This is a genomic window from Neptuniibacter sp. PT8_73, assembly GCF_047778045.1.
Lineage (GTDB): Bacteria > Pseudomonadota > Gammaproteobacteria > Pseudomonadales > Balneatricaceae > Neptuniibacter.
In genome coordinates this window covers 1,790,383-1,813,371 of sequence record NZ_CP180545.1, presented here as the reverse complement: position 1 = coordinate 1,813,371, position 22,989 = coordinate 1,790,383, and the positions used below count along the sequence as shown (strand labels likewise).

Annotated in this window: 24 protein-coding genes; 10 read left to right on the top strand and 14 right to left on the bottom strand. The window is 43.4% G+C overall.

Features of this window, described 5'->3' with window-relative positions; genetic code table 11:
* Positions 1-9: 9 nt before the first annotated feature.
* Positions 10-948: an EamA family transporter RarD gene (gene rarD, locus ACMXYN_RS08120; protein ID WP_415894313.1), complete on the top strand. Its 939-nt coding sequence runs from the start codon at positions 10-12 to the stop codon at positions 946-948.
* 30 nt (positions 949-978) lie between these two features.
* Here rarD and ACMXYN_RS08115 read toward each other — a convergent pair whose 3' ends face one another.
* Positions 979-1,485, bottom strand: a complete 507-nt coding sequence (locus ACMXYN_RS08115) for a YqhA family protein (protein WP_415881344.1) — start codon at positions 1,483-1,485, stop codon at positions 979-981.
* Positions 1,486-1,725: 240 nt separating this feature from the next.
* Between ACMXYN_RS08115 and ACMXYN_RS08110 the strand changes: the two genes are divergently transcribed.
* Positions 1,726-2,526: an ion transporter gene (locus ACMXYN_RS08110; protein WP_415894312.1), complete on the top strand. Its 801-nt coding sequence runs from the start codon at positions 1,726-1,728 to the stop codon at positions 2,524-2,526.
* A gap of 54 nt (positions 2,527-2,580) precedes the next feature.
* Here the strand turns inward: ACMXYN_RS08110 and ACMXYN_RS08105 are convergent, their stop codons facing one another.
* Genes ACMXYN_RS08105 through ACMXYN_RS08095 form a run of 3 tightly spaced genes read right to left on the bottom strand, consistent with a single transcriptional unit; the run spans position 2,581 to position 3,845 of the window.
* The gene (locus tag ACMXYN_RS08105; protein WP_415894311.1) at positions 2,581-2,778 is read right to left on the bottom strand and encodes a hypothetical protein; all 198 of its coding nucleotides are present in this window, start codon (positions 2,776-2,778) and stop codon (positions 2,581-2,583) included.
* Between the two features lie 27 nt (positions 2,779-2,805).
* The gene (locus ACMXYN_RS08100; RefSeq protein ID WP_415894310.1) at positions 2,806-3,447 is read right to left on the bottom strand and encodes a glutathione S-transferase; all 642 of its coding nucleotides are present in this window, start codon (positions 3,445-3,447) and stop codon (positions 2,806-2,808) included.
* A gap of 8 nt (positions 3,448-3,455) precedes the next feature.
* The gene (locus ACMXYN_RS08095) at positions 3,456-3,845 is read right to left on the bottom strand and encodes a YkgJ family cysteine cluster protein (RefSeq protein WP_415881348.1); all 390 of its coding nucleotides are present in this window, start codon (positions 3,843-3,845) and stop codon (positions 3,456-3,458) included.
* An 88-nt stretch (positions 3,846-3,933) separates the two neighbouring features.
* Here ACMXYN_RS08095 and ACMXYN_RS08090 point away from each other — a divergent pair, with 88 nt between their 5' ends.
* The 4 genes from ACMXYN_RS08090 (at position 3,934) to ACMXYN_RS08075 (ending at position 8,251) form a co-directional block, all read left to right on the top strand.
* Complete coding sequence (locus tag ACMXYN_RS08090; protein WP_415894308.1) at positions 3,934-4,704, top strand: biotin/lipoate A/B protein ligase family protein; 771 nt, start codon at positions 3,934-3,936, stop codon at positions 4,702-4,704.
* A 177-nt stretch (positions 4,705-4,881) separates the two neighbouring features.
* A complete protein-coding gene (locus ACMXYN_RS08085; protein ID WP_415894307.1) occupies positions 4,882-6,282 on the top strand; it encodes an FAD-binding oxidoreductase in 1,401 nt (466 codons plus the stop codon).
* Between the two features lie 10 nt (positions 6,283-6,292).
* A complete protein-coding gene (locus ACMXYN_RS08080; RefSeq protein ID WP_415894306.1) occupies positions 6,293-7,825 on the top strand; it encodes a transglycosylase SLT domain-containing protein in 1,533 nt (510 codons plus the stop codon).
* A gap of 33 nt (positions 7,826-7,858) precedes the next feature.
* Positions 7,859-8,251 (top strand): hypothetical protein, encoded by a 393-nt coding sequence (locus ACMXYN_RS08075; protein WP_415894305.1) that lies wholly within the window; start codon positions 7,859-7,861, stop codon positions 8,249-8,251.
* A gap of 15 nt (positions 8,252-8,266) precedes the next feature.
* Here ACMXYN_RS08075 and ACMXYN_RS08070 read toward each other — a convergent pair whose 3' ends face one another.
* The 3 genes from ACMXYN_RS08070 to ACMXYN_RS08060 form a co-directional block, all read right to left on the bottom strand.
* Entirely contained in the window at positions 8,267-8,689 is a 423-nt protein-coding gene (locus ACMXYN_RS08070) for a hypothetical protein (protein ID WP_415894304.1), read from the bottom strand.
* A gap of 11 nt (positions 8,690-8,700) precedes the next feature.
* On the bottom strand, positions 8,701-8,997 hold the full coding sequence (locus ACMXYN_RS08065; RefSeq protein WP_415894303.1) for a hypothetical protein: 297 nt from the start codon (positions 8,995-8,997) through the stop codon (positions 8,701-8,703).
* A 236-nt stretch (positions 8,998-9,233) separates the two neighbouring features.
* The gene (locus tag ACMXYN_RS08060) at positions 9,234-10,754 is read right to left on the bottom strand and encodes an aldehyde dehydrogenase family protein (protein WP_415894302.1); all 1,521 of its coding nucleotides are present in this window, start codon (positions 10,752-10,754) and stop codon (positions 9,234-9,236) included.
* Positions 10,755-11,095: 341 nt separating this feature from the next.
* Here ACMXYN_RS08060 and ACMXYN_RS08055 point away from each other — a divergent pair, with 341 nt between their 5' ends.
* Both ACMXYN_RS08055 and ACMXYN_RS08050 read left to right on the top strand, forming a co-directional pair.
* A complete protein-coding gene (locus ACMXYN_RS08055) occupies positions 11,096-11,911 on the top strand; it encodes an FRG domain-containing protein (protein WP_415881356.1) in 816 nt (271 codons plus the stop codon).
* Between the two features lie 72 nt (positions 11,912-11,983).
* Entirely contained in the window at positions 11,984-12,649 is a 666-nt protein-coding gene (locus ACMXYN_RS08050) for a putative 2OG-Fe(II) oxygenase (RefSeq protein WP_415894301.1), read from the top strand.
* A gap of 101 nt (positions 12,650-12,750) precedes the next feature.
* Here ACMXYN_RS08050 and ACMXYN_RS08045 read toward each other — a convergent pair whose 3' ends face one another.
* The 5 genes from ACMXYN_RS08045 to pedF all read right to left on the bottom strand — a co-directional run bounded on the left by ACMXYN_RS08045 (position 12,751) and on the right by pedF (position 17,909).
* Positions 12,751-14,502 (bottom strand): PQQ-dependent methanol/ethanol family dehydrogenase, encoded by a 1,752-nt coding sequence (locus tag ACMXYN_RS08045; RefSeq protein ID WP_415894300.1) that lies wholly within the window; start codon positions 14,500-14,502, stop codon positions 12,751-12,753.
* 315 nt (positions 14,503-14,817) lie between these two features.
* Complete coding sequence (locus tag ACMXYN_RS08040) at positions 14,818-15,738, bottom strand: quinoprotein relay system zinc metallohydrolase 1 (protein ID WP_415894299.1); 921 nt, start codon at positions 15,736-15,738, stop codon at positions 14,818-14,820.
* 10 nt (positions 15,739-15,748) lie between these two features.
* Positions 15,749-16,504, bottom strand: a complete 756-nt coding sequence (locus ACMXYN_RS08035; protein WP_415894298.1) for a quinoprotein dehydrogenase-associated SoxYZ-like carrier — start codon at positions 16,502-16,504, stop codon at positions 15,749-15,751.
* Between the two features lie 54 nt (positions 16,505-16,558).
* Positions 16,559-17,473, bottom strand: a complete 915-nt coding sequence (locus ACMXYN_RS08030) for a substrate-binding periplasmic protein (protein WP_415894297.1) — start codon at positions 17,471-17,473, stop codon at positions 16,559-16,561.
* Complete coding sequence (gene pedF, locus ACMXYN_RS08025) at positions 17,466-17,909, bottom strand: cytochrome c-550 PedF (RefSeq protein ID WP_415894296.1); 444 nt, start codon at positions 17,907-17,909, stop codon at positions 17,466-17,468. Before pedF ends, ACMXYN_RS08030 begins: the two co-directional genes overlap by 8 nt.
* Before the next feature lie 458 nt (positions 17,910-18,367).
* On the opposite strand from pedF, the gene ACMXYN_RS08020 reads away from it, so the two are divergent.
* Together ACMXYN_RS08020 and ACMXYN_RS08015 are read left to right on the top strand one after the other, a co-directional pair.
* A complete protein-coding gene (locus ACMXYN_RS08020; RefSeq protein ID WP_415894295.1) occupies positions 18,368-20,197 on the top strand; it encodes a PQQ-dependent methanol/ethanol family dehydrogenase in 1,830 nt (609 codons plus the stop codon).
* A gap of 70 nt (positions 20,198-20,267) precedes the next feature.
* Entirely contained in the window at positions 20,268-20,906 is a 639-nt protein-coding gene (locus ACMXYN_RS08015) for a pentapeptide repeat-containing protein (protein WP_415894294.1), read from the top strand.
* Between the two features lie 65 nt (positions 20,907-20,971).
* On the opposite strand, the gene ACMXYN_RS08010 is transcribed toward ACMXYN_RS08015, so the two are convergent.
* Positions 20,972-21,616, bottom strand: coding sequence for a response regulator (locus ACMXYN_RS08010; protein WP_415894292.1), 645 nt, complete (start codon positions 21,614-21,616; stop codon positions 20,972-20,974).
* Positions 21,613-22,914 carry a histidine kinase gene (locus tag ACMXYN_RS08005; protein WP_415894291.1) on the bottom strand — a complete coding sequence of 434 codons (1,302 nt, stop codon included), beginning with the start codon at positions 22,912-22,914 and terminating at the stop codon, positions 21,613-21,615. The genes ACMXYN_RS08010 and ACMXYN_RS08005 overlap by 4 nt, the downstream gene beginning before the upstream one ends.
* Between the last annotated feature and the right edge of the window lie 75 nt (positions 22,915-22,989).

The following is a 22,989-nucleotide window of genomic DNA, read 5'->3' as shown; positions in this document are numbered from 1 at the left end:
TAATCTGATATGCAAAATCTGAGTGCCAATGAGCACCAAAAAGGTATCTATTATGCCGTCGCCGCTTTTGTTATGTGGGGGCTTGTACCGGTTTATTTTAAAGCAGTTGATGACGTACCTGCATTCGAAGTCTTAGCACATCGAGTTGTTTGGTCTGTACTTTTTCTGGGGCTTTTCCTCTTACTTAAAGGTAAGCTGAGTGAGCTTACTACGCTTAGAAACTCCCCTAAAATCTTGCTCAGCCTCGGCCTATCAGCATTAGTTATTTCTATTAATTGGCTAGTATTTATATGGGCGGTCTCCGAACAAAGGATTGTTGAAACAACCCTAGGTTATTTTATTAACCCATTGATAAATATAGTTTTTGGATTCTTTATATTTTCGGAAAGACTTCGTTTCTTACAAATGATCGCGGTTGCCATTGCCGCTGTAGCAGTGATTTACCAAATCATTTTAATTGGTGAATTACCCTGGGTAGCTCTGACGCTAGCGACCAGCTTTTCTATCTATAGTGTCTTAAGAAAGAAGATCCCGATAGACTCAATTACAGGCCTATTAGTTGAGACTCTATGGCTGTTTCCAATGGCCTTGGTTTATATGCTTTGGCTTAGTTCACAAAGTAATTTTGTACTGCTTAACGGCTCTACAGATATACAAATGTTACTGCTAGCTGCTGGGCTGGTTACTAGCTTGCCTTTGATAGCGTTTGCCGCAGGCGCAAGAAGATTAAGTCTTACAATGGTTGGCCTACTCCAATACATCGGGCCAAGCATCGCATTTCTTATTGCTGTGTTTTATTACAACGAACCTATGGACCAAAATCGGCTCATTACGTTTGTAATGATCTGGATTGCTTTGGCGATATTTAGTGTGGAAGGTGTGCTCGTGCAACGACGCAAAAAGCAGGACGTGCTAACGCCTAAAACTGCAGAGAATACTCAAGGCTAGGACAAAACCCCTAGCCTTGGTGAATGTGTTCTATTTAGCTTGCTTGTCTTTCATTTTGGCATTAGTTAAGAACAAAGCTAAACCGAGTAAAGCCACTGATGCTGCATACATAAGAAGATCTGACGGTTCTGATATTTCCATCTCTGTACTTAAAGATAGAAACTTAACAATCAACATCATGATGACCATAGCGCCCAATTTACCTTTGAGCTGATCAATACTCTCAATAACCAGCAACTTCGGCCGTTGACTACTCCCCCCCTCAACATTCATCTTACTGATAAAGATTTCGTAGATACCAAAACCAAACATCAACATCACGCCGGCCATCAAAGCCTGATCAATGATTTCTATAAGGATCATTAGTAGCTCAGTCCGCGCATTCAAACCAATTCCTTCAGAGAACGCTACTTGCGCTAAGTGAACAAAGTCATATATCACAAAGCCCACCAGCAACAATGCACCAGCCATTACAGAAAAAACGGTCAAAAGCATAATCCATCTCAATGACCATAATCCTTGCTCAACCTTTCTCATCACCTAACTCCTTTTTTAAGGTGTAATACTGAAAATTTTCGCAAGTATTTCACATGGTAATTGAATTAAAAACGCTCCTTCAGGACTGTTTTTATAATCCAACTGCCTGATAAATATGATGCTGATAGCATGACCTAATGAGTTACAAAAGAACGACATTTTTTTCACTAAAAGATCTATTCAACCTTGCCAAACAACAGTAAAGTTCACGCTGAATTATTTACTCGAGTTTAGGTCACCATGAGCACGCTAACCCTTCAGGACAAATTCTTTAAACTCCGCAACAATCGCATATTTGAATTTTTTGTTGTGGCAGTCATTATCTTTTCTGCCTTGGTTATTGGCGCAAAGACCTACGATATTCCTGATCATGTATTAACGCTTATAAGCTGGCTTGATACAGGCATCACTCTATTCTTCCTAGTTGAGATAACGGTACGCTTTATCGGTGAACCGGATAAGAAGAACTTCTTCAAGAACCCTTGGAACGTCTTTGACACAATCATCGTCGTCGTTAGCTTAATTCCGATCCAAGACAGTGAAATGGCACTGATCGGTCGACTGATCCGTATCTTCCGTGTATTACGAATGGTATCTATGGTGCCAGAGCTACGCTTGCTCCTTAACTCTCTCATTAAGGCGCTGCCGCAACTTGGTTACGTTATCCTGTTGATGTTCATCATCTTCTATATCTATGCAGCAATCGGTGCTTCATTCTTTGCCCATATCAACCCGACACTTTGGGGAGACATCTCAATCTCGATGCTCACGCTATTTAGGGTGATGACATTCGAAGATTGGACGGATGTCATGTATGAAACCATGGCTGTGTATTCATTTAGTTGGATTTTCTACTTAACCTTCATCTTCCTAACTACATTTGCCTTCCTAAACATGGTTATCGGTATCGTTGTAAATGTTATGGAAAATGAGCACGCAGAAGAAGCCAAAGAGAAAGCATTGGCAGATGGCGATTTAACCATCGAAGACCTTTCTAAGCAGATCGAAGAGCTAAAGCACCTCATTAAAGAGAAACAGTAAAAACTACAAGGGGAGCCATTTGGCTCCCCTTTTACTTAATGCATACAATTGAGGTTAATTTTCCGTACTTTGTTTACGAAAGGCACACTCCCCGTCAACTAGCTTATCTTGCAGTAATAGGTCCTTACACACTTCACACCATGCTTTATTGTCAGGGTCGCATAATGTCGATACCGCCTGACCAAGATTTTCAGCTTTTTCTTCAGCGGTCGTAGGCTTTAGTTTGTTTTTTCGTTTATAACTTAGGGTCATAGCATCCTTGTCCATCTCGTAAGGTATCTATTCTGGAAACACGATTAACTCTTGCGATTCTTTCCATGGTTTATATTTCTTCATAACACTAAGAAAGAGATCTGATTCTTTAAAATCTAATAACCAACTTTGCACATGCGGATAATCTGAAGCATTAAACCAATCAAGATCTACATGCGCGAACTGTCTAATGAATGGTAAAAGCGCATAATCAGCTAACGATTTCCCACCAGCTAGTAGAGTTCCTCTATTCTGATTTAAGAGCTCTTCTAGTTGAACCAACCATAACTCACATTTGTTACGGTAATAGGTCTGCGAGTGCTTTGGGTGCCGATCAGAGTATTTATACTTATCTAACCAGCCTTTAAACTCATTATCATTTTCCTGGATTAATTGATCAACCTGGTTACGATCCGCTTCAAGCCAATCGTCACTATCATTCTGGGCCAAAGCCCAATACATGATATCCAAACTTTCATCAATCACTGTACCATCAGGAAGCAATAATACAGGCACCGTGCCTTTAGGTGAGATTTCCAGCATATGTTCGGGTTTATCTCGAAGCACGATCTCTCTGAGCTCTACTTCAGCACCAGATTGCGCAATGGCTAAGCGCCCTCGAATGGCATAGGGGCAACGACGAAATGAATATAGGATTGGTCGATTCATATTCTGATCTATTTTGGCTGATAAGCACAGAAACCCGGCTTAGGACCCACCTTAGGGTGATTTCTACATGTATCAGGACGTTGCAGATAGATAGTACACAGTCTCGTTTTTTGATCTAGATAGATACAATCATCATTAGCATAGCGCGATAGGGTGTAAATCTCTGATTTATGATTAAAGTGCCCTACCACACCCTCTTTCATCAAACGCTTAGCTAAACGCTTCGCAGGCTCACCTGCCTCAAACTCATCCACTACGCCCATTCTTACTAAATCACTAAAGCGAACCTCTACCGGCAAGCTACAACAAGTGCCTCTGCAAGAATCGCAGTGACTACTCTTATACTTTACCCAAGTGCTCAAGTTATCTACATTGGCTGCTGGAATTGTTTTGTTCATTTAGATTCTTCAGCGTGCTATAAATTTGAGGGCGATCATAGCATCATCAAATGCATGAACAACCCCTAATTTTTTATTCGGAGCTTTAATGCCTGAAACCAGTTTTACAGATATTTTCATCCAACAAAAAAGATGGCGAATCATCGATGAGCCAATCTGCTGCAACCCTATACAAGCTCTTGAACAAGATTTCGCCTTATTAAAAGAGGTCGCACAAACTAAACGGGGAGCAACTGCACGCGTTTGGGAAACAACCCAATGCCTAGTTGCCACTAGGAAGGAAACTCGATTCCCAAACTTTGATCAAGCCTGCCAACAACTCGAACAAGAGCATTGGCCCGTTATCGTCCGTGATAGTGGCGGTACCGCAGTTCCTCTGCAACAAGGCATTATCAACCTGGCCATAATTTTTCCGCAGCGTACGGATCAAGCTTTCGATTTAGATATGGTCTATATCGCCTTATGTGAACCCATTAAACGTGCATTATCCCAGATCGGGCTCAATGCAGAATATGGCAGCACAGAAGGCTCTTATTGTGATGGCCGTTACAATCTCAATGTAGGCGGGCTCAAGATTACTGGCACAGCACAAAAAATCATGTTGTCTCCGCCTAACAAAATAAATATCAGACAAGGAGTGCTTGCCCAAGCGATGTTGATGGTAGATGTAGACGCCGAAAATGGCACTCATTGGGTTAATCGCTTTTACCAACTAGCCGGAAATGATCGTCGCTTTAAACCTGAGGTCGCAACCAGTCTTATTGACCTTGTTGATCGTACACAGCAACCTGAAGAATTTACTGCCTTCATTAGATCGCTGATTATCGAAGAGTTAAAAAAACTAACCTTGTCACGCTAATTTAACAATCGCACGCAATAATAGGCAGCGTTCACGGACACGAGCTGCCGGGCAAAGGAAAGCCCAACTCTATATGTGTTATGCATGCCTAGATACTTATCATCCTAATAGCTTGTTCTTATTGATAATTTATTGCTTTAATGTAGTTACAACAATAAAAATACGAGCTGATGACCTATGCGTGCGCATAAACGTTATTCTCAAGCTGATCTAAAGAAAGTTATCACTGAATTAGCCACTACATTTAGTGATCGAATAGACCTATCTAAACCTGTATGTGAACAGCATGGTCAAGGCGAAGATAGCTATGGCTGTATCGCGCCCGACGCGGTTGTCTACCCTTTCAGCAATGAAGAAGTCGCTCAGGTCGTCAAACTCTGCAATCAATATAAGATCCCAATCATTCCCTTTGGCGCTGGCTCTTCTGTTGAAGGCCATCTACTCGCCGTCAACGGTGGCATATCAATCGATCTATCAGAAATGGATCAGGTAATAGAAATCAATGCCGCGGATATGGATTGTCGCGTTCAAGCAGGTGTAACTAGGGAAGCGCTCAATCTAGCCTTACGCTATGACGGCTTATTTTTCCCAGTTGATCCAGGTGCCAATGCTAGTATTGGCGGTATGGCTGCAACACAAGCCTCAGGCACTAATGCCGTACGTTATGGCACCATGCTAGATGCCGTTATCGGTTTAACTGTGGTTACACCTGAAGGCGAAATTATAAAAACAGGCACACGTAGCCGCAAAAGTTCAGCTGGTTACAACTTAACGCAATTGCTAGTAGGCTCCGAAGGCACCTTAGGCGTTATCACAGAGATTCAACTTCGCCTTCACCCTATTCCCGAAGTGATTCGCTCAGCCGTGTGTAGTTTTAAAACTGTCGCTGATGCTACTGATACGGTTATCAATGCCATGCAGTTATCTATTCCCCTTGCCAGAATAGAATTGCTTAACAAAGCTCAAATGGAAGCTTGCATTGAGTTTTCTCAGCTACGCGAACTTGCTGCTGCACCTACCTTATTTATTGAGTTTCACGGCTCTACCACTAAGATCGAAGAAGACATTACACTCCTAAAAGATATCTGCAATGAATTTGGCGGCAGTGAATTTATCTGGGCTGAAAACACCGAAGATCGAAACCGCCTTTGGCAAGCACGACACAATGCTTACAATGCGGCTCATCAGATTATCCCTAACGGTAAAGTGCTAACAACCGATGTATGCGTTCCTATTTCAGCTCTAGCTAGAAGCATCTTACAAGCTGAAGCAGATGCTGAGTTAAGCAACTTACCCTGCCCAATCGTTGGCCATGTTGGTGACGGCAACTACCACGTCCTAATTGTTTTCGATCCAGAAAATTACAACCAACAGCAAGCAGCTAAAACGCTGGCAGAAAAGATCGTCAATAACGCCCTAGCACTAGGCGGTACCTGTACCGGTGAACACGGAATTGGCTTTGGCAAAAAACAATATCTGCTGGATGAGCATGAAACCGCCATAAACAGCATGAAGCTTGTTAAGCGGGCTTTGGATCCCAACAATATTATGAACCCCGGCAAGGTAATTGACTTGTGAGGCAAAAGCATTGATCAAACAAATACTTCTCTTCAGCTCCCTGCTCACATGCTCATACCTAATCACTGGCTGTGACAGCTCCGAAAATAAAAGCCTTTCCTCTAATCAAACCATAACCCATCCTGAAAATTCTATTACTCCCCCTGAGGCATCAGCAGCAACAGAGCTGATTCCCGAAGGCATCCTTTCTACAGACAAACTGGAGCCTTTCTGGGGCGATCTTGATGAAATGAAAGAGCGGAAGCTAATCAGAGCCTTAGTCACATATAGTAAGACCGACTTTTTCATTCATAACGGCAAGATCAAAGGGCTACAGGCCGAACTGCTACAAAACTACGAAAACCATCTAAATAAAGGGATAAAGAAAGAGATAGACAAAACAAAGATTGTCTATATTCCGGTTACCTTCGATCAACTAATCCCCTCTCTTGTCGAAGGCAAAGGCGACATCAGCGCAGCGCTACTAACAGCGACTGATGAAAGAAAAAAACTGATAGATTTCACAAAGAGTAAATATTCAGAAGTATCCGAAGTTATTATCAGGCACAAAACCGCACCAAAAATTGATTCATTAGAAGACCTTGCAGGAAAGACTATTCTCGTTCTGAAAGGAAGCAGCTACGCAGAGCACCTGCATCGATTAAATAAACAAGCCGTATTTAAAGAAAATTCCATCCATATAATTGAGGCTGATAGCACCTTACTTAGCGAGGATATTTTAGAGATCGTAAATGCGGGTATTTATAACTACACCATCATTGATGATTACAAAGCCAGACTCTGGCTTAACGCCCTAACCAACTTAGAGATAGTTGAACAAATTAGTTTAAGCAAAAAAAACACTCTGGGCTGGGGAGTCCGTAAACAGACACCACTTCTGCAGGACAGTCTGAATGAATTCATCCATTCGAACGTTCAGAAAGGCTCTCTTCTCGGCAATATCTTAATCAAACGCTACCTAGGTTCAACTAAACGAATAACAAATCCCCTACTGGATTTGGAACGCGACCGCTTAATACACCTGTTACCTCATTTTGAAAAATATGCAGAAAAGTACCAATTAGACCCTCTTGCATTAGCAGCACAGGCTTATCAGGAATCCCAACTCAAACAGGACACAAAAAGCCATAAAGGTGCAGTCGGAGTAATGCAGTTACTGCCTTCAACTGCAGCTGATCCAAATGTGAATATCAAAGAGATACACAAGGTAGATAACAATATACATGCGGGTGCAAAGTATATGGATTTCTTATCTCGACACTATTTACCCTCTGAAGAGATAACACCTATCAATCGCTTTCTCTTAAGCTTAGCCGCCTATAACGCTGGCCCTGGCAATCTACGCAAAATGCAGAAACTAACAACTAAAATGGGATTAGATCCAAACGTGTGGTTTGGAAATGTTGAGATCGCAGCAGGCAGGATTATTGGGCGAGAAACGGTACACTACGTTTCTAACATCTACAAATATTACACGATCTATAATTTATCTAAGCTTATCTATACCGAAAGGGTCCAAACTCTTCAACAATACGTAAAATAGATACAACAAGATAGAACAGAAAGAGACAGGCTAATGAAAAAGATAATCACGGGCCTTTGTTTAATTGCCTTAGGTGGTTGCTATAGCATCCCAAGAACCTTACCCTCAGATAGCTATTTGATAGATACAAGAATGGGACTGATGTGCCATGTTACAGAGTGCTATTACCTTGATCTAATTGGTAGCTCATCCGACGAGCTCACAGTCGCCAAAGCATATGGCCTACCCGTCAAAACATACACATGGTCAACAGAACAGTTTGTCGAATTGATGCTAAACCCTCCAGAACAGGTTTATAAAGCCGAAAAGCTTTCTGATCATGAATATCAGATTCCCTATAACGCAGCTACGACAGCGGCCTTCAAGGTTTTAGACGATGAAGACCTACTAATCTATCGTATTGGCGGCAATAGCAAAGGTTTATAAGGTACTGAATGGGAACTATGGTTTCTCTAACCAGATGCGCCATGTAGTAGATCCATTAACACGCAGATAATATTCGCCGGCCTCTTCGATCAAGTAAGTATCTTCACCACCTCCACCTATGTGGAGGTTTTGAACGATATCATCTTCGCTATCATGTAACGCTAATACAAAGATGGCACCATCACTCTGAAACCTTAATTGAGTAGGTTCAGAGACCTTAAACATCTCCGTTTTAGCTGTACGCTTACCTGCAAAATTAGGCTTACTCGCACTCAAGGCCTTCAAGTATAAATTGTCGTAACACTCCAAACGCCTTTCAGGCTGCACTATAGCTCTGCATTGTTCAAACGCAGCATTAATATCAGCAGATACAGGTAAAGATGCTGCCAGAAACCCAGTGGATATAAGAGCTAATATAGAGCGGTTCTTAACAAACATAATAAGAAATCCTAATTCGATTGCAGTAAGCGAATATGATCATAAGACTTAGCTTTAGTTTGAAGCTTACAACTCCGCTCATCCTCTGGATCGTCACACAGGACTTTTACACCATCAGGGTAATGACTAAGGTTTTTGCATTGCGCAACAAACAATAGCCCACCGCTTTCGGTTTCATTGCGCGCTAAGCTGTGTTCGACACAATCAGACTTCATCATTATGAGCCGCTTGACTTGATAGTCTTTTACAGAGGCAAAAGCACTCACAGAGACAAAACTTAAAATAAGGATAGATAAAGTATTACGCACGAAAACCTCCCTTTAAATCAGAGTGTTAAACAAGCTTAACATCTAAAAATTAATATCAGGGATTTCGGGAAATGAGACAGACCTAAAGTACCAATTGTACTAGCACCCTAAGTCTAGGCAGGACCAAGACATAAAAAAGCGGCCCTCAAAGGGGCCGCAATAAACGCAAGAAGCTACATAAAATAGCTTGCTTGAGAGCTAGTAATGTTCAGATACCAGCTCTCGCGGACTTCCGATTAGAAGAAGCCTAGAGGACTTTCGCTGTAGCTAACCAACATGTTCTTAGTTTGCTGGTAGTGCTCAAGAATCATCTTGTGAGTTTCACGACCTACACCAGACTTCTTGTAACCGCCGAACGCAGCGTGTGCTGGGTATAGGTGGTAGCAGTTCATCCATACACGACCAGCTTCGATGCCACGACCCATGCGGTATGCAACGTTAGTGTCACGTGACCATACGCCTGCACCTAGACCGAACTCAGTGTCGTTAGCGATAGCTAGTGCTTCTGCTTCGTCTTTAAATGTAGTTACAGAAACTACTGGGCCGAAGATCTCTTCTTGGAAAACGCGCATGTCGTTTGTACCTTTTAGAAGAGTTGGCTTGATGTAGTAACCGCTACCGAAATCACCGTCTAGTTTTTCGATACCGCCGCCTGCTAGTACTTCAGCACCTTCGTCACGACCGATGTCGATGTAACCTAGGATCTTGTCGAACTGCTCTTGAGAAGCCTGAGCACCAACCATTGTTTCAGTATCTAGTGGGTTACCACGTTTGATCTGACCCATACGCTCAACAACTTTAGCTAGGAACTCGTCAGCAATATCTTCTTGAACTAGAAGACGAGAAGGACAAGTACATACTTCACCCTGGTTGAAGAATGCTAGTACCGCACCTTCAACAGCTTTGCTTACGAACTCATCGTCCTGAGCCATAACGTCATTGAAGTAGATATTTGGAGACTTACCACCTAGCTCTGTAGTAGATGGGATGATGTTCTCTGCAGCACATTTCATGATGTGAGAACCAACTGGAGTAGAACCAGTGAATGCGATCTTAGCGATACGTGTGCTAGATGCTAGAGCCTGACCTGCTTCGCCACCGAAACCGTTTACAACGTTCAGTACGCCTGCTGGTAGAGCTTCCTGGATGCACTCAAGAAGAATAAGGATAGATACTGGAGTCGCTTCAGCTGGCTTCAGTACGATAGAGTTACCTGCTGCTAGTGCTGGAGCAATTTTCCATGCAGCCATTAGTAGCGGGAAGTTCCAAGGGATGATCTGACCAACTACACCTAGTGGCTCGTGGAAGTGGTAAGCAACAGTTGTTTCGTCGATCTCACCGATAGAACCTTCTTGTGCACGGATGCAGCCAGCGAAGTAACGGAAGTGATCTGCCATTAGAGGAACGTCTGCAGCTAGAGTTTCACGAACTGCTTTACCGTTGTCCCAAGTTTCAGATACAGCCAAACGCTCAAGGTTAGCGTCGATTAGCTCAGCACACTTCAGTAGAACGTTCTGACGTTCGATTGGAGAAGTTTTGCCCCAAGACTCTTGTGCAGCGTGAGCAGCGTCCAATGCCAATTCAATATCTTCAGCAGTGGAACGTGGAATTTCACAAATTGGTTCACCAGTTACAGGCGAGTTATTGGTGAAGTATTCACCTTTAACAGGAGCTACCCACTCACCGTTAATGAAGTTGCCATAACGTTCTTTAAAGGAAACAACTGAACCTTCTGTACCCGGCTTAGCGTAAATCATCTTCTAAGTGCCTCTTTATATTTATCTTACTGCCGTCTCTACTGACAGTTAATTTACTTTACCAACCAATATTAGCTATCCAGCAAGAATTACAGGTATCATCCCTTGGCATTGAAAAATTAATTATTTAGTACTAGTTATCGAGGCCCCACCCCTACGGGCTTTTAGAGATTGAGCTTAGACCACGGATAAGATCGAGCACTAAGCCGCTGATTAACAAAGATAATTCTTGGATACACATCTTATTTTTAAGGCTCACACCCCATATAAATAAACATCAATTAGCTATAGTCTTATGCTATAAGGAATTTTCAAGGCGAATAAATTACGAGGCTGGAACTATGACGAAGTTATACCAAGTATCTACTTGGCAAGAATTTCTTGCTTTAGTTGAGTCAGAAGAACTACGTGGCTGGGCATTTCGTGGACAACGGGACGCGGAATGGAGCCTTGAGAGTTCTCTCACTAGACGCCTCAAACAGTTTGTACCCCAAAGCAAATGGCATGAACGAGAAAGCAGGGCCATTCGTGTATTTAAACGTAAAGCTCACTATTTCTTAAATGATACCAGCGCACTTAAAGATGATTTTCGTTGCCTAGCCCTTATGCAACACCACGGCGCACCAACTCGGCTTTTAGACTTTACCAAGTCACCCTACGTCGCCAGCTATTTCGCCCTACAATCCTGTACAACGCCTGCTGCCGTTTATGCAGTCAACACTCCTGCTCTATGGCATAAAGCAACACCACCAGGCTTACCCGAGCTCACACGAGATGCAATTGATCCTCGTACGACTGACAGTCTTGGTAAATATTACCTTTCAAATAACTATCCGATCGTATGGCCTGGCGAACCATGGTCGATGGATCGAAGAATCGTCGCCCAGGCAGGTACTTTTATGCTGCCTGGCAGAATCGATGTTTCAGTGGAAGAGCTCTTAAATAACTACGAATACGATCAGCCGCTTCTGGCTAAAATTGTCCTTAGCCCTGAAATCAGAAAAGAGGCAATGGAAGCGCTTTATCGAATGAATATCAGTAGCGCGACCCTTTTCCCTGATCTCGACGGTTTAGCGCGATCTATATCATATGAATTGGAAGTTAGCTGGGTAGGCACACCTGATCCCAAAAACGATCAACTGATGCAGGACAAATGAGCGCACTTCTTACATAGCCAAATAATAACCACAAGATTAAAATGATCCGATCTCTTAATTTGGAATCGGATCATGTATTCAGAAAGCCCAGAAATTGAATCCATCAACACTTGGACCTCTCCACTGTTTGTTACGACAAACCCTGATCACGAGTTCTTAAAAGAAGATCTTCTCAATTACATCTACAACTACCAAAAGCTTCACAATCAAACTAAAGCCGTTGCCAGCGAAGTAGCCGTAAGCGCAAAGCATCAGCTATTTGAGAGCAAGCTCTGCTTTCTTGAATCTGAGGAACCGGTAATCATTGAGCTTAGACGCATGCTTGAGGAGCTACTCTCAGCCATAGCTGCACAGGTGAACATACCATACTGGCCTGAAGGCGCTGAGGGAGATGCAACCATCATTGAATCCTGGTTCCATGTCACTAAGGATGGTGGTTACCATGATATCCACTCACACCCAAACTGCTCATGGTGCGGTATCTATTATTTAGATGTCGGTGAGTGTGAACTAGGCACTCGCAACGGCATCAATCGCTTTTATGATCCTCGCAACAATGCCGATCATTTCGGTGATGCAGGTACAGCCTATCTTAGCGAACAAGGCTTCTGGGACTTCCAACCTGTAGAAGGTCAGATTGTCATCTTCCCCTCCTACCTAAAGCATTCAGCTCTACCCTATTTCGGCCAGAAGGATCGCGTAGTAATTGCATTCAACAGCATCGTTGATTTGATCTGACCGCGCTTTATTTGAAGCACAAAAAAAGCCAGCGAATGCTGGCTTTTTTGCTGGGACAGGCTGAGTGATATCGAAATATCACTCAGTTGTAAGTTAAAAACTTACTTAGGTAGTTTGAATGTCCAAACTGTGCCACCCTGGTTTAGGTGCTTAACACGTTTAGCTACTTCACCACCCCATAGAGGTACTGCACCACCCCAACCGGATACGATTGATAGGTACTGCTCGCCGTTCTGTTCCCAAGTGATTGGAGAACCTACGATACCAGAACCAGTGTTGAATTCGTATTCAACTTTACCAGTCTTAGCGTTTAGACCTTTTAGGTAACCTTCAGGAGTACCGAAGAATACTAGATTACCTTTAGTCGCTAGAACACCACCCCATAGTGGAGCGTAGTTCTTGTGACGCCATACTTCTTTACCAGTTTTTGGATCCATCGCACGTAGAACACCGATGTACTCGTCGTTCATTGGCTTGATTGTGAAGCCAGCACCTAGGTAAGCTGCACCTTTTTTGTATGCAGTTGGCTCATTCCAGATGTCCATCGCCCATTCGTTAGATGGAACGTAGAACAACTCGGTGTCTTGGCTGTATGCCATAGGCATCCAGTTTTTACCACCTAGGAAAGATGGGATAGCTAGAACAGACGTGCCTTTCTTACCATCTTTAGAGTCAGCTGGGTTACCTGGACGGTTAGCATCGTCATAGATCGGACGACCAGTTTTAGCGTCTAGACCTTTAGCCCAAGAAATCTTATCTACGAATGGGAAACCACGGATAAAGTCACCATTCTGACGATTAAGAACGTACATGAAACCGTTACGGTCAGCTGTAGCTGCCGCTTTTACAGTTTTGCCGTTAGCTTTGTAGTCGAAAGAGATCAACTCGTTTACACCATCGTAATCCCAACCATCGTGTGGAGTAGTCTGGAAGTGCCATGCGATCTTACCAGTATCTGGATCGATAGCTAGACGAGAAGATGAGAATAGGTTGTCACCAGGACGTAGGTGAGAGTTCCATGGCGCTGGGTTACCAGTACCGAAGAATAGTAGATCAACTTCAGGATCGTAAGTACCGCCTAACCAAGTTGCAGCACCACCAGATTTCCAAAGATCGCCAGGCCATGTTTTGCCTGCTTCACCACCGGAAATACCGTTTTCCATTTTCTTGCCATCTTTCCAGATGTAACCCATGTGACCTTCAACTGTTGGACGAGTCCAAGCAAGTTCACCAGTCTTAGCATCGTAAGCTTCTACTTTACCAACGATACCGAATTCACCACCAGATACACCAGTAATTACTTTACCTTTAGCAATTAGAGGAGCTGCAGTGATTGAGTAACCAGCTTTGTAGTCTTCTACTTTCTTCTTCCAAACAACCTTACCAGTTTTAGCATTTAGAGCCACTAGCTTAGCGTCTAGAGTACCGAAGATAACTAGGTCGTCGTATAGAGCAACACCACGGTTGATTACGTCACAGCAAGGCATGATGCCATCAGGAAGACGTGCATTGTATTCCCAAAGCTCTTCACCAGTGTTTGCATCAACAGCGAATACACGAGAGTAAGAAGCTGTAACGTACATCACACCGTCTTTAACTACAGGCTGTGATTCCTGACCACGCTGTTTCTCACCACCGAAAGAGAACGCCCATACTGGACGCATGTCTTTAACAGTTTTAGTGTTGATTTTTGTCATTGGGCTGTAACGCTGACCACGTGGGCCCATACCATTTGTTACAACATCTTCAACAGTCATCTGGTCGTTAACGATATCTTTATCAGTAACACCAGCCTGTGCTGTGCCTGCCACAGACATCGCTGCAACTAGAGCAGACAGTGCGAATTTTTTCATTGTACGCTTCCTCTACGGATATTTTTTTTTTGGCGTTGAGAAGAGAGCCGGGAAATTTTCCCGAATCATGAAGGCAATTGTTTTGTTTTACAGCAAATTCAACAATTAAACAGCAGAAGTACTTTTCTAGTCCCTTGGTAGTAATACCGCTATTTTTAAGTAAATTCAGCAGCTTACGCAGCCATTCAATAGCCCATTAGTCATAGTACAAACAAGAGTATAGACAGGAATTACCGTTTAACTAGCCAAAGAAAGGAATAAACCAAAGCAAAGATGATTAATTTTGAGTTTTTCTATTTACAACAAAGAGCAGACTCAAAAAGCCCGCTCTTCGTACTTTGGATAAAGGTGCGCAACAGTTCTGGCAAATTCCCGCTTACTTAATGAAACACCATCAAAATCTTCGGGAATTGGCAGTTTAATCACTTCTGTCATGCTTAATCCATCTTCTGCTGCCTGCTCTAAAACCTGATCCAACCAATCCAGATAGGCAAGCATTTGATCTAAAGCCCTAGCATCTTTAACAACAGGCCCATGACCTGGCACCATAATTTTATAATCAAGATCCCTTAATTTCTGAATCTCTTTTTTCCATTGATGAAGACCAGGTGTATGCGGTGTTGTTAAAGCTCGCTGATAGAAAACCATATCCGAAGCAAACACAACACCAGTTTTCTCATCCAGCACAACCAAATCCGAACCGGTATGCCCCGTAAATGGAAGCAAATGCAGCCTATGTGAGCCAAGCTCCATTAATTGAACATCAAGCGCCTTGCCTGGCGGGACTGCCTCAGTCGACCGCATCCAATCTCCTACTAGTCGGTACATATTTTCAGCAAAAGCATTTCCGTGAAGCTCAATTCCCTGCTGCGTACCAGGGAGAGAAAGTATCTCTACGCCTGCAAAAGCTTGATTCCCCAAAAAGTGATCCGGATGGTGATGAGTATTAAAAACAACCTTGATAGGTTTATCCGTAACACTTTTTATTGCCGCCTTTAAAGCCTGACCATAGCGAAGAGAAGGACCAGTATCGATAACCACAACCCCATCTTCTGTAACGATAAAGCCAGTATTGACAATATTGCCGCCGTTACTCTTAGAGAAGTCTTCCAACTTCCCCTTCAATAACCAAGTGCTATCAGCAATTTTTTGCGGTTTTAAATCATAAGAAAGCGGTGCCGCAGAAGCTGAATGAATAACTGCAGCAGCAGAAAACGCCAATAACAATTTTTTCATCAATCAACTCCTAGAGAGCATTCTCAAACTCATTACCACCATTATCGCGCATCCAGATACGATGACCTTTAGAACCATCTCTGACATCAAAGGTTAAAACTGGATTTTCACTGACAGGCTGGGACAACTCTAATTTTGCAAGGGGCGCACCTTCAAAGTTACGCACCTCTACATTCTCTATATAGAATTCAGGAATTGAACTAACTAAGCCGGTATCCATAGGATGGACGACTTTGAGTTTATAGCGACCGCCCTGCTCGCGTGGAAAAAATTTACTTTTCATTTCACCAAGGTGATCTTGCCAATAGGTATTGGCAGCAGCGGCGCTTGGCGTGGTACACCCTCCACCTGCAGCATCAAGATAGCTACCACCTAGATGCCAAACACCAGACTTAGAAAGTACAGCTGCTCTAATAGCTGTACCCTGCTGAACCTTAATGCGCATAGAAAGGTGAGGCACAATCTCTTTGTGGGGATAATAAGTAAAGATATGCTGAATTGGATTAAGATCGGCAAAAACAACAATCTTATCGATCTTCCCCGCTAACGCTTCAGCATTAACAGTAATAGGAACCTGCGTAGGATCTTCAGCAAATTCAGGCACAGTGACTTTGACATTACTATCAAACACATATTCCTGATCGCCAATAAACTTGGCACGCATATGATCCCATAAAGGCGACTCTAGAGGGTCTTGCTGGCCTGAATAACCAGCAATTGGCAAAGCAGCACTTATCAAAAATGCTGCAACATTTCGCTTCAACATGGCATCCTCTTATTATTATTTGAATGCTATTTCTTCGAGCGTTGCTTTATAAAGCTATTTTACATCCTGGTAAAAAGCAGGCATCTCATAACTAAGACCGTACTTGCTATAGACTCGTTCCATTTCTCCAGAAAGCACCATAGCTTCCACAACATCAGCTATAGCATAGCCAAGCTGTCTATAGGTATGCTTAACAGCCATTCCTATATCCCATTTTTGCTTACCCATATTTGGATAACCATTTACACCTAGCTTATATTTACTGTCGCCCGACTTGCTAACCAGCCAATCAACTTCGGCGCGCATCGCCATAACAGCATCAACTTCACCTGACTCCATACCTTTAAACGCTTCACGCGCATTAGTATAGTGGTGAGTCTTATCACGCATACGCCCACCAAAAGCTGAAGTCAGATAAAACGCAGGAAGACTATCAATCTCTACACCTACAGGGTGATACTGAAATACAGCAACCGTGGATACGTTATCTAATTTTTCACTATCATATACAACCTTCCAGCTCTCACGCTGATAAGGCCCAAACATGACAACCATTTCATTAATAACGGCGCCAGTTGAATCCTGCATGTAGCTGTATTCACGATCGTATGGTACACGCATCATGACATCAGCAATGGTTTTCAGTGCTAATGCATTTTCTTCATCTTTATCGAGGTAATGCCCTTTCCAAACATTATTTCGCAAATCATCTTCAAGGTTTTCATCTGGCGTAATCCAGTGCTCACGGAATTCAACACCTAGCTCTTCAGCAATTTTCTTACCGACTTCGACATCCACCCCAACAGCCTTGCCGTTTTCCATATAGGAATATGGTGGGAAATCACGATAAAAACCAACCCTGATATACCCGCTATCAATTACATCGTCGTAATAACGAGCTTGCGCCAGGCTGCTAAGCAGGCTGGCGCAAGTGAAAATTATAGCGTTAGAAGCGCTTAACTTACTCATCCGTAGCGCGAGTTTCTAACCAAGCACGGATAGCCCAAAGTGCTTCCTGGCTTAGGTGTTCAGCCATTTTTGGCATGTAAACACGACCGTCACGTACTGCACCGTTAACAACACGGTAAGCATACCATTCGTCACCATCAATACCTGGCTCTAAGTAACGTAGATCTGGAGCGATACCACCAGAGATAGCATCTAGACCGTGGCAGCGTGCACAGTTTTGAGTGTAAGCAGACTCACCGATTTTAACTGCAAGTTCACGGTTTTCGTAATCTTCAGTGTAAGGGTTAGATTCTTCCCACTCTTCACCTAGAACTTTTAGTCCTGTTACATCGATAGCCTGTGGAGTTACATCACCGTGCGCCATTGTCTGGCCAGAAATAACTGCAGCTAACATACCCGCTGTAGTCATGCTCAAAAGTTTCTTGTTGATAGACATCTTATTTTCACCACTTTAGTTTTTATACTCTCGCCTTCCCCAGTTGAATTGAAATACTGACTGAGGGATATCTGCGTGTTCAGATACCTGACGATCATCTCTACATTAAGCCAAAGCCACCCACTCCAGCTGTTTGCATATATGATATTGCGTGTGCAAAATCAGCAAGAATTGTACTTTGGGTTCCAAAAACTACTCCCTTGGTAGGAATGTTGACCCATTCTGCAACCTAAGTAGCAATTTGTACGCCCTTTATCCATACCTGAGCACTAGTCCCTCTTTATTAGTACGTGACTTCTCCCTAAGACTCTCGGGATTTTATCCTGCACAAACAGGACTTAACCCCTGATTAACAGGGAATCCTGCCGTTGTCGAATATCTACCCATAAGCCGAGAATGGTTATCAGCGAATTTCAATCGCAGGTTATAACTTTCCTATAACACTAGGGTTTATAAAAATGACAAAAAAAATAAACATGACAGGCTTAAAGCCGCTTTGCGCTGCAATCGGTCTTAGCTTAGTAGCGGGCGCTGCTACCGCTAAACCAGTTACTTGGGACGACATCAAAAATGATGCAAACACTCCAGAAGACGTTCTAGGTTACGGTATCGGTCCTAAAGCACAGCGCTGGAGCGACATGACAGAGATTAACGACAAAAACGTTAAGAAACTGACTCCTGCATGGTCTTTCTCTTTTGGTGATGAAAAACAACGTGGTCAAGAAACTCAAGCACTAGTACATGATGGTATTATCTATGTGACTGGTTCTTACTCTCGTATGTTTGCACTTGACGCTAAAACGGGTAAGAAAATCTGGTCTTACTCTTACCGTCTACCAGACGACATCCGCCCTTGCTGTGACGTAGTTAACCGTGGCGCAGCGATCTTCGGCGATCTTGTTTACTTTGGTACTCTAGATGCAGCTATCGTAGCTCTAGACAAGAAAACTGGTAAACGCGTGTGGAAGAAGAAATTTGCTGATCACACTGAAGGCTACACTATGACTGGTGCACCTACGATCATCAAAGACCAGAAAACTGGCAAAGCAATGCTTATCCACGGTTCTTCTGGTGATGAGTTCGGTGTAGTAGGCAAACTATTCGCTCGTGATCCTAAGACGGGTGAAGAGATCTGGATGCGTCCATTCGTTGAAGGCCACTACGGTCGCCTAGACGGCAAGAAGAGCACTCCAACAGGCGATCCAAAAGCTCCTTCTTGGCCTGACGATCCAAACTCTCCAACCGGTAAAGTTGAAGCATGGAGCCACGGTGGTGGTGCACCATGGCAATCAGCTAGTTTTGACGTGGAAACAAACACGATTATCGTAGGTGCTGGTAACCCTGCGCCATGGAACGGTTGGGCTCGCACGTCTCCAGGAGGCAACCCAGCTGACTACGACAGCCTATACACTTCCGGTCAGGTTGCAGTAGATCCATCTACAGGTGAAGTTAAGTGGTTCTACCAGCACACTCCAAACGATGCTTGGGACTTCTCTGGCAATAACGAACTTGTACTTTTCGAATATCAAGACAAAGGCAAGACGATCAAAGCGACAGGTCACGCTGACCGCAACGGCTTCTTCTACGTTGTTGACCGCAAAAACGGTGATTTCATCCGTGGCTTCCCATTCGTAGACAACGTTACCTGGGCAACGCACATCGATCCTAAGACTGGTCGTCCAGTTGAAGTTGAAGGCCAACGCCCACCACCACCAGAACCAGGTAAGAAGAAAGGTAAATCCATCGAAGTTTCGCCTCCTTTCCTAGGCGGCAAAAACTGGAACCCTATGGCATATAGCCAAGACACTGGCTTATTCTACCTGGGCGCCAACCACTGGAAAGAAGACTACTGGACTGAAGAAGTTCACTACAAGCGCGGTGCTGCTTACCTAGGCCAAGGCTTCCGCATCAGAAAAATGTATGACGACCACGTAGGTGTACTTCGTGCGGTAGATCCTAAGACTGGTAAGATCGTCTGGTCTCACAAAGAGAAACTACCTTTATGGTCTGGTGTTCTCGCAACTAAAGGCAACCTAGTCTTCACTGGTACTGGTGACGGTTACTTCAAAGCATTCGACGCTAAGACTGGTGAAGAACTGTGGAAATTCCAGACTGGCTCCGGCATCGTATCATCCCCTATCACTTGGGAAGAAGATGGCGAACAGTACATCGGTCTAGCTAGCGGTTACGGCGGTGCGGTACCTCTATGGGGTGGCGACATGGCTGATCTAACTAAACCTGTATCACAGGGCGGCTCTTTCTGGGTATTCAAACTACCTAAAAACTAAGCCCAACGATTTGTTGTAAACCAAAGCCCGCAAGCCCCCCCAATGCTTGCGGGCTTTTTAGGATAGACACATGAAAAAAAGAATTTTAATTACGCTTCTATTATCCAGCCAACTTGCCACTGCTGATGATCTAGTTATCAATGGTTGCACTATTGCCCCAGATACTAAATGCCCTGGCGTAGATTTATCAGGCGCCGATCTAAGCAATGCAGATCTATCTAGAGCTGATCTAACTGGCGCAAACCTAAGCGGTACTATCCTTCGTCACGCGGTTCTTAAAAATACCAAGATGGAAAAAGCAGATCTATCCAATGCAGATCTTGCTCGCGCGGATATGAGACATGCAACAGTCCGAGGCTCAGACCTTAGCAACGCCAATCTTGAAGCAATCAATGGTTGGGCATTATTCGCACAGGGCGCCAATTTTTATCGCGCAAACTTACATGGCGCAAATTTGAATTTTTCTCGTCTCAGCAGCGCCAAATTCGTAGAAGCAAATCTTCAAGCTGCAAATCTAGAAATCGCCTGGATGACAAAAGCTATTTTGACGGGAGCCAACCTTAAGAATGCCAATCTACAGGAAGCCAAGTTAAATGCTGCATCCCTAGAAAATGCTGACTTTACAGGCGTTAGAAAGCATTACGCCACATTCCAAGCAACGTATATGGACGGATGCAAAGGCTGCCCATTTGGTTGGTCTAAGAAATAACCCCAAATAACAAAAAAGGCGCATCGAACTTTGTTCCATGCGCCTTTTTTACAACCAAACTAATGCTAGCTTACATTAGTCCCGACTTTAACTAAGCCTGTCTCTATGGCTAGATGCACCAATTCTGCAGTTGAACCTATATTCAACTTACTTTTCAGAATTGCAGTATAGTTTGAGACCGTCTTGCTACTAATACAAAGCTGCTCAGAGATCTCTTTAACATTATTACCTTGCGCTAACATAACAAAGATCTCAAACTCGCGCTGCGTCATCTCCTTAAGACGCTTATCCTTTTGCTCAGGACGCGACACCGCTAAACGCATAGCCAACTCATGCTCGACATAAAGCTGCCCACCAGCAACCTTAGTAACTGCTTCAATCAAAACCTCCGGCGTACAGCTCTTAGTGATGTACCCTTTAGCACCTGCATCTAAAGCTTGTGTTACGACAGGTATTTCATCATACATACTAAAAAAGAGAATTTTGACATCCGGGCAACGCTGTAAAATTCTACGAGTAGCCTCTATTCCACTGATGCCATTCATGTTTACATCCATGATAACAACATCAGGCGATTCAGACTGGCACATACTATATGCCTGATCACCATTACCAGCTTCCAACACTTCACATGGAGCAAGCATTGTCGATAAAAGACTCGCATAACCCTGACGCACTACAGCATGATCATCCGCTATTATTATTTTCATACCAATTCCTGTACCAAAGGGATTTGCAGAACAACTTCACTCCCTTTTTTATCTAACTTATTAATCTTTAGCTCACCTGACACACAACGAGCTCGCTCTTGCATCGATCTCAGCCCCAATCCTTGAGAGCCAGAATCAACATACCCAACACCGTCATCCATAACCCTTAGCACAAGGGTTTCACCATCAAAAGTAACTCGAACTACTACATGATCCGCATTAGCATGCTGAGCAACATTATTTAAAGACTCTTGAAGAATTCGATAGATATGAGTATTCGTCTCATCATCTAACGAAGGTATAAAATCTGGCAAATCCAACGATACTTTCACCTGATGCGATTGACGCCAAGTATCAACCTGGGTACGTATCGCATCTAACAACCCTAATTGTTCCAATATCACTGGATGCAACTCTCTAATTAGCTGCCTAAAGCTAGTTTGCATCGCATCACAATTGATTGAAATCTGATTACCAACTGAAGCAACCAAATCAGAATTAGATGAATTTTCTTTTACTAAATAGGCCTGAGCTTTAATACCTGTGAGATATTGACCAAGATCATCATGAAGCTCTCTAGCCAGATGAGCTCGCTCAGTTTCCTGCAAACGCATTAATTCATGTGTCAGCTTTAAATTATCGCTCTGAGCCTCCTGAAGGGAGTGAGCCATAGAATTAAAATGCCCTGCTAACTGATTGATTTCTTTGATAGAATACTCTTCCAGCCTAGCAGTATAATGCCCCTTCTCAATTTCATTCAAAGCAGCAAGAAAATCCGAAACCGGTTTGATTCCCTGACGAACACCAACATAAATTGCTAAGTTTGAAAGCAGCGCACTAAGCACAAACAGAACAAATACATGTTGAACAGATTCCCATACCTCTTCTAATTCATCAGCAGGGTCGGCTTGCAGCTTAAGTGCTCGACCATCAGGCAGATAACGGTAGTATTCTTTTTCAGTTAACCGATCAAGACCAGGTATTAGCTCTATAAACCATGCAGGAACTTCATCATCCATGTCTGAGGATAAGTCACTATCTCCACTAACCTCTTCGCCATTTAATGAATCGTTTACGATGACGATTTTTACGTGACGCGTATCTCCTTCCAGCATGCTATTAAGCAAGTCACTATCGGTAACTGCCACACTAAGCAACTGATGAGTAAAACTCAGACCCGCAGTAACTTCTCGAGTAATATCTTTGGTAGCCTGCTGAAGCGTTTCGTAAACCGTAATACACAACGCAACAGCAAAAACTGCTGAAACTAATAAATTTAAGCGCAGGACTGCATTCATAAGTACACCTATACTGATCTCTAACAAAATTAGAGAATCTTCTAAGTATGCAAATGAGTCCCTGTTGGTAAGAAT